Annotated in this window: 3 protein-coding genes; all 3 read left to right on the top strand. The window is 58.4% G+C overall.

Annotated features, from left to right (window positions below; translation table 11 throughout):
• Positions 1–513, top strand: a 513-nt coding sequence (locus AC1D0Z_RS20720; RefSeq protein WP_477660047.1) for a pyridoxine/pyridoxamine 5'-phosphate oxidase, incomplete at its 5' end; no start/stop codon positions are given.
• Positions 514–643: 130 nt separating this feature from the next.
• Entirely contained in the window at positions 644–1,087 is a 444-nt protein-coding gene (locus tag AC1D0Z_RS20715) for a DUF4826 family protein (RefSeq protein ID WP_477660046.1), read from the top strand.
• Positions 1,088–1,155: 68 nt separating this feature from the next.
• On the top strand, positions 1,156–1,623 hold the full coding sequence (locus tag AC1D0Z_RS20710; protein ID WP_477660045.1) for a hypothetical protein: 468 nt from the start codon (positions 1,156–1,158) through the stop codon (positions 1,621–1,623).
• Positions 1,624–1,866 lie beyond the last annotated feature (243 nt).

Below are 1,866 nucleotides of genomic sequence, written 5' to 3'. Positions count from 1 at the left end.
CACAGGAACGCGGTGTGTGTCTCTACCATCGACCCGGATGGATACCCCAGTTCGCGGTTCGTTGACCTGAAGGAAGCGGAGGAGGCGGGGTTCGTCTTTTGCACGCACCTGGATTCAGGCAAGGCCCTGGACATTGCCCRCAACCCAAAAACCGGCATCACGCTGTGGTGGGAGCACATCGCCACGCAGGTGCGCATCAAGGGTGTTTGCATGGCGATTCCGGAACAGGAAGCCGATGGGCATTGGGCGAGCCGCCTGCGCGATGCCCAGATCGCCACGGCGACCTTCCAGCAGAGCCGTCCGCTCGCAAGCCTGGAGTCGCTTTCAGACCAATACGGACGCGCCGTCGCTGCGTACGAAGGCAAGCCAATCGCTCGCCCCGCGAATTGGGGCGGATTCAGACTCCGGGCCGAGCATATTGAATTTCTGGAATTCAAAGAGAGCCGCCTGCATGCGCGCACGACCTATTCCCGCGTCGGTTCCTGCTGGGAACAGGCATTCCTGCAGCCTTAGGGGATCTTGCCGAGAGTAACCTATCATTTGAGCGGACCCTCAACAGCAGGCCACGCGACACCGCGCTGTTAATTCCGGTTCCGCGCGGCTGCTGCTACAGTCCACTCAGCCCAAATGTTAGGCCCTAACAATGCCCGATTACGACAACCCCGAAGTTGAAACCCAGTGGTGTGCAGAGCGTCGTGCTGAAGTATCCGAATACTTGCAGCGCGAAGGCTTGGTGCATGGCCGAATCGGCGTGGAGCCGGCATGGCACCTTGCCCCCTATGTCTCAGTTTGGACCGTCGAAAGTCTTGAGAGCCCTGGTTCGGTGGGCTGGTGGGCTATCTCTGGCGATATGCCGAACGACTATGTTTCCTCAAGCAAGGCTGGAACTCCACGGGAGGCGGTACATGCCATCGCTTCACTCTGGCAGGACGCGGCTCGATGCATGGCGCGTGGGGAGCGGCACCCAACGTTGGTCATTGGTACGGGAGAGAACATGGAAGAACTCGCCCCCATGCTTGCATCGAGGGCGGGGTTACTGCTGGAATGGGCCGATGACCCAGCGGTATGGGAAGACGTTAAGCCCTAACGCGCTTCATACAAGTTTTCTCTAATGACCTCGGTCGTCTCGCATCACAGGCCTGAGCCTCGCTTCGAGTGGGCGCGCAAACCTTAAGTGCTTCGCATATGCCATCAACAACTCAAGCCCTGTTCATCTTTCTCGCGTGGTCTGGCGTCCAGGCCGTATTGCTTCTGGCGTCGCTTCGGTCCAGGCAACCCTTGCCGGAATTGCTCGCCGCTGTAGAGAAAGTCGAGCCTTCGATGGCGCCGGCGGAAAAAGGTGACATGGCCAGAGGATTCCTCTGGATCAGCGTTGTCTGGTTCGCCCTGGCCACAACCATTGCGGCGGTTTCTTTCAGTTCGGCATCAAAAGGAAGCCTGTGGGGCCTGGCCGTTTTTACCGCCATAGGTGGCTGGTCGCTCTACGACGCAGCGTCAAGCCCCGTTGTTTTGGGCCGCATGTACCCGGGGAGCATTAAATGGACAAACTGGCTTACCGCTGTGTTGAGCTCAACGGTCTGGTTATTGCTCTTTGTGATGCTGGCCATTCAATGGCTCTCCTGAAGCCACCTGGCCCCCTCATCTCAAACGTTAGGCGTCATGATGACCATTTGCGAAACCAGTAAGGTCGTACATGCTGCGCTGAGGCGCCGATTTCGCCCGAGCAGTTCGACGAACTCACGGACGTGCAATTGTCACGGCTCGTCCCCAAGGCGTATCGCGAATTTCCAGGAAAAGGTTTCTGCGCTGACGGGTACTCCTATCTTCACGACGGAACTGCCTGAAGCTTTTACCGCGGGGATTTCC

The sequence above is a fragment of the Polaromonas sp. P1_E3 genome, assembly GCF_056405935.1.
This window is presented reverse-complemented; position numbering and strand designations above follow the sequence as displayed.

Excerpts from the sequence above, each read along its gene's own strand:
- AC1D0Z_RS20715 (WP_477660046.1), top strand. The coding sequence starts at position 644 with ATGCCCGATTACGACAACCCCGAAGTTGAAACCCAGTGGTGTGCAGAG.